Consider the following 5,339-nt stretch of genomic DNA (forward strand, 5'->3'; position numbering starts at 1 on the left):
GCACCGCTACGCGAGCGCCTTCAACGTCGATGTTGGCACGACGCGCCACTTCCAGACCGCTGACGAAAACACCACGACCGGTGGCTTTATCACGGCCTAACGAGCCGCCGAGGTGAATAGGTTTACCGGTGACCACGCTGGTCACGGTGGTGCCGTGGTTCATGGAGTAGGTATCCATCATCCAGGCCATTACCTTTCCGTTAGTCCCCACATCCGGCGCAGGAATGTCTTTCTGCGGCCCGATGATAATGCCGATTTCGCTGGTATAACGGCGGGTTAAACGCTCCAGTTCACCTTCGGAAAGCGAGAACGGATCGACGCGCACGCCACCTTTCGCACCGCCGTACGGCAGGTTCAACGCTGCGCATTTGATGGTCATCCATGCGGACAGGGCCATCACTTCATTAAGATCAACATCAGGATGATAACGCACACCGCCTTTGCCCGGCCCGCGGGAGAGGTTATGTTGCACGCGATACCCTTCAAAATGACGGATAGTACCGTCATCCATCTGCACCGGGATATCGACAATCAGCGCGCGTTTTGGGTGGCGCAGGGTATCCACCCAATGGGAAAGTTCGCCCAGGTAAGGGGCCACACGCTCGATTTGTTGCAGGTAGGTATTCCAGGCAGATGTGCTGCTATCTGAAGCGTAAGATAACTTATCCATGATAAACCTTAGTTATAAAAGTAATATGTTCTTAATTTGGCCGTGGTATACAGTGAATCACACCATATGAACCTAAATTTAACATTTATTTCATAGAAAGGCCTGTCCGGCTAACACGGTTTATCGGTATGAAGCGTGTGGGCTTTGGTCGAGAGGTGAATAGTTATTCTCTGATTGTGCTGATATTTCGGTAATTTTGCTGGCTGGGTAATTTAATATGCATGATTTATAAAAATCGCAATTTGTCAGATTTATGACGCACCTCTAAAAGTAAATAATATGATAATAAAATGTATTTGCTTTATTGCGATTAAGCTGGGGTCAGTAGGTCACGGCGATGGTAACGGTATCAGCATAGTTGTCAGGCGTGTAGTTCGCGCTGGGAACGGTGGCGTAAACCGGGTAGGTGGTGGTGGTTCCCGTACCGTTGCCCGCGACGGTATTGAGCGATGAATTGCCCCAAACCGTACCGGACGGCCCTGGCGTCGAGCTAAGTTGGTAGGGGACCTTGTCCGTATTTGACCCCGTGCCGGCCATCACGCCGCTGCCTGCCGTATTGCCGTTAGAGGGCTGAAGTCCGATGGTGTAAGGCGTGTTATTGGAACATGCTACGCCCACGGTATTTGAAGCCGTTAGGTTACGCCCGGTCGCCCCGGCGGGCGCAAAGCTAATATTGGTTGCAGAGGTGATATTGCACTGTTTGCTGACCGTCGCCGATACGGTGAAGGGAAGCCTGGCGGCAACGGTATCGCCACAGGTGGTCGGCGGGAAAAGCAATCCAGGATTGAGGGTGACGAGGGCTGTCGCCGCCGTATAGCTATCCTGATAGCTTCCGGGGACCGCTGAGGTTTGTGGCGTGACAATCTGTGCTGATACCGTGAGTGAGCCCGTCACTGGCGTCAGATTCAGCAGGTTAAGCTGTACCATTGGAAAAGTTGTTCCCGACTGATACTGACTCCCCCAGACTTTAGTGTGCCCGGCATCCTGGTAAAGCTGGTATGCCAGCGTTCTGGCAGGTGTTCCGTTTAATGACATATTTCGGGGTGTCACCTGGCCACTGACGGCTGAGGCGCCAATATTAAAACAGAGGTTGATCCCTGCCAGCACGTCGCCAAGCTCTTTGGTGCAGGTGTAGTTGAACGTCATTGATGACGTTGCGCCTGTCGCAGACAGCGGATTGACTGAGCCCAAATTTATGGGTTGTACATTGCTCACCGAACAGGTTACGGCATGGCTAATCGCCGGACAAAAGAGTACGGCTGCGATGAGTAACAGATGCCTTAACCTCATGAGCGCACTCCTGTTAGTGTGGCCGGCAAACCAGTGGACCTATTTGCACAATCCCCTTTGCGGAAGCGGGATAGTCAAATTGCACGCGACAACTGCCGGTGTCTGTCTCAACGCGTAGCGCGTTGTGCTGTTCCAGCGTGTCGAACCAGGTCATCCCATCAAAACCAACGACAGACGATTGTCCTGCTCCGCTGATGGCGTATGCCATGCTGCCTTCGGGAATGGGTTTACCCTGATTGTCGACGAGGATGACCTGCGCAGCGCGTACCGGGGTGATGCCAAAGCTAACCAATGTACCGGAACGATCGGCAGGCGTTGCATTCGTCTCAACGCGTGCGATCCGCATATTGGCGGGGAGATCCATAGGGTCAATACTGATCAGGTTTTTTTGATAACTGTTCAGCGGCGTGACCAGCAATAGCCCCTGGTCGTCGCTGCGACCAATCAGGTTATTTTGTAATTTAATCGGGACGTCAGGAACGCCGTCAGTTGATACGACGGCAAAGCCATTGTTGATTTCACGTGCTGCAAACAGGCCGCCGCCCATGGTAACAAGCGATCCGGTGGCGCCTGCGTAGCCGTAATGGTTATCCGGTAAACGGCTAAATCCCGCGTACGCTTTACCATAACGACCCAGATATCCCACTTCTCCCTGACCGCTTTGCCGGGAAGCCTGCTGACTTGCGGCCAGATTCCAGCCCCAACCGCCGTCGGCAGGAGGCGTCAGGCTGGCGTTGAGCTGGTAGCCGGTCTCATCATTGGTACGTTGTAGGGTGCTGCTGGCACTGAGATTGTTATCAGTGGTCATTGTCACCATCAGATAGAGACTGCGATCGCGGTTATCGTCGATGTTTTGGTTGAATCCGGCATTCAGTGAAATGTTGTCGGTAATCGATTTGAACCAGCTGGCGTTGGCGTAGCGCACCGCATTTTCGTGCGGATAACGAAACTGCAGGTAACTCAGGCTGACATTACCGGCAGCTTCCAGCGAATAGCCAATGACCGTATTGCTGTTAAGCGTCGGTGGCGGCTCGCCATAATGGGTGGCGACATCACGATAATCGCCGGAAGTGGCCGTCGTACTGGTACTGAAATTAAACCGTTCGCCGGACCAACGATAACCAAAACTGTACAGAAAACCGTTCTTTCCTGAGTCGGTACTTGCGGCAACTGAGGTCGAAAACGTGCCGCTGCGGGTGCCTGGGATCCAGTCGTTACTGAAGCCCGCGTTAATCAGTCCATCGCTGGTTTCAGCGTGACTCCCGGCGGTGAACGTATTGCTAAACCCCCGACGCCATGTACTGCTCAGTACCGGTGCGCTGGCATAATCAAAAGAGGAGTAACCATAGTTTTCGCGCACTGTACCCAGTTCTGCAGACCAGGCAGTTAATCCTTCCCGCAGGAGTTGCTGATCGTTGTAGAACGAAAAATTTTGTACGCTCGTTCTGCCCAGCGCATCCGTCATCATTACCTGACCCGTTCCCGCGCCGCTGATGTTCGGCATTGTGTTGATCTGAAAGCTACCCGCGGGGACTTCTCCGTTGTAGTACCTGACGCCGTCGACGTACAGCTCAACGTTTGACGGCAACGTCGCGGAGCCAAGATATGCAGGGAGCGGGGTGGTTGGCATATAGGGCCGCAAACCAAAATCGGTTCCTATCTGAATGCCGCCGATACGCGTCGGTCGGGACCAGATAAGTGAACTGGTCAGGGAATCGCCAACGGTTACCGCCAACATCTTTTCGGGAAATGACGTACGCCAGCTGGTATCAAGTCGCTCAACGCTGTTATCCGCATTTTCCTCGGTGGAATACTGCGTCAACTGGGTGGTGCTGAGCACGCCTGCAGCATTGAAAGCGCGGAGTTCGCTGAAGGTATTTATTGCGCTTTCATCCCCCTGTTGGGTATAGATATCGTAATTGAGCAGCGCTCCGCGTGATGTTGTCGCCGTCGGCGCGGTCTCTACGGGGGAGTTAAGCTGCGTGGTCGCAAGATCGAGTGAACTGAGTGGCGCAGTAAGCGAAAGCGTTTGCAACTGAACGTTATAGTCAATGGTTAGCTCGGGGATATCGTTCAGGCAGACGGCGTGAGTGGCGTCAGGCGCAAAGCGAAAGCCCATTTTTCGCAGGGTATCTGCCCCAGCATAGAGCTTTCCATTATCGTAACCCAAATGCACCAGCCCAACGGGATTCCCATTTAAGGTGACGTCGAGATACAAATTGACCCCCACGAGCTGCGCTGCGCCATTAATAACACCATCTTCGTTCTGGTTATTATTCAGCGTTTGTGCGCAAACCATTCCCGATATTAATACTCCATTGAGAAAGCAATATTTCACCAGAAGCCAGGATCTGTTACAGATCTTGTACTGTTTTTTGGCCATTGATTGTGACTTCAACTTTCCCGCCATCATGAGTATTACTGGCCGACGGAGAGACTATCCAGCGCATCGTTGAGCCGGGTAAAACGTAGCCTAACAGTCCGGGCGTAATAACTTTTTTAGCACCGTCAGGGCTTATAAATGTTGCAGCAGATAATTGTGCATGCCCATTTCCCTGGTTACTCACTTCAATAAATTTTTTGCCATCAAGCTGTTGTAATTTCCATTGCAATTTTGCCTGCGTTTGCGCCGCTGATGTTGGTTGAATGAAAACGGGGACGGAATAATGCAGCACAAACTGAAGCTTATTTTTTTCTACTTTTGCAGGCGGTAACTCATCTATCGATAACCGATAAGCGTCTTCAGCATGTGCCGAAGGTGGGCCGGTCCGAATAACGCGAATCAACTGACGTTCTCCGGGGGCTAATGCCAGCATTGGCGGGCTAATGACCAGCCCCTGAGAGGGGGAAAGTTTGTCGCCGTAAGCGCTCTGGCTCCAGCGAAAAACCCGAACCTGGGCATTGAGCGCGTTTTCACCCGCATTACTAAGCCAGATACCATCGGCATTTTGCGTCGCGAGCAAAGTTAACGTGACCGGGGCGATTTGCAGCCCGCTGGCGGCGGCAGGGTTGAGGCTCGCAACCATCCCTAACAGGCATGCGCAGGCACACTGCTGAACAGGCAGTTTTACTCTCATGTGGCTTCCTGAAGTTAGTAGTTAACGTTAACCGTTACCGTGTCGGCATAGTCGTCAGGAGTGAAGTTGGCGCTCGGTGCGGTGGCATAAACCGTAAACGTTTGCACCAGCCCGGTCCCCGTCGCCGCTACGCCGTTTCCAGGCGCGGTGTCGGTGGCGGTGTTCCCCCACACCGGACCTGTTGCTGATGTTCGATTTAGCTGGTAGGGCACTTTATCGGTATTGGTGGCAGCGTTAGCCACGGAGGACATGGCGCCTGAGCCCGTCGTCGTCCCCCCATTGGCGGCCGACGGCGCCAGGCC

5 protein-coding genes are annotated in these 5,339 nt (G+C 53.3%); all 5 read right to left on the bottom strand.

What is annotated here, in order from left to right; all coding sequences use genetic code 11:
* The coding region (locus tag FDW87_RS23020; protein WP_252363242.1) for a Glu/Leu/Phe/Val dehydrogenase at positions 1-670 on the bottom strand (670 nt) is incomplete at its 3' end.
* A gap of 321 nt (positions 671-991) precedes the next feature.
* Complete coding sequence (locus tag FDW87_RS18355) at positions 992-1,960, bottom strand: spore coat protein U domain-containing protein (RefSeq protein ID WP_049269127.1); 969 nt, start codon at positions 1,958-1,960, stop codon at positions 992-994.
* Between the two features lie 13 nt (positions 1,961-1,973).
* On the bottom strand, positions 1,974-4,259 hold the full coding sequence (locus FDW87_RS18360; RefSeq protein WP_075848688.1) for a fimbria/pilus outer membrane usher protein: 2,286 nt from the start codon (positions 4,257-4,259) through the stop codon (positions 1,974-1,976).
* A 55-nt stretch (positions 4,260-4,314) separates the two neighbouring features.
* Entirely contained in the window at positions 4,315-5,037 is a 723-nt protein-coding gene (locus FDW87_RS18365; RefSeq protein WP_075848690.1) for a molecular chaperone, read from the bottom strand.
* 14 nt (positions 5,038-5,051) lie between these two features.
* A partial coding sequence (locus tag FDW87_RS23025) for a spore coat protein U domain-containing protein (protein ID WP_252363243.1) occupies positions 5,052-5,339 on the bottom strand: 288 nt, incomplete at its 5' end.

The sequence above is a fragment of the Citrobacter sp. wls826 genome, assembly GCF_005281245.1.
GTDB classification, from domain to species: Bacteria; Pseudomonadota; Gammaproteobacteria; order Enterobacterales; family Enterobacteriaceae; genus Citrobacter; species Citrobacter braakii.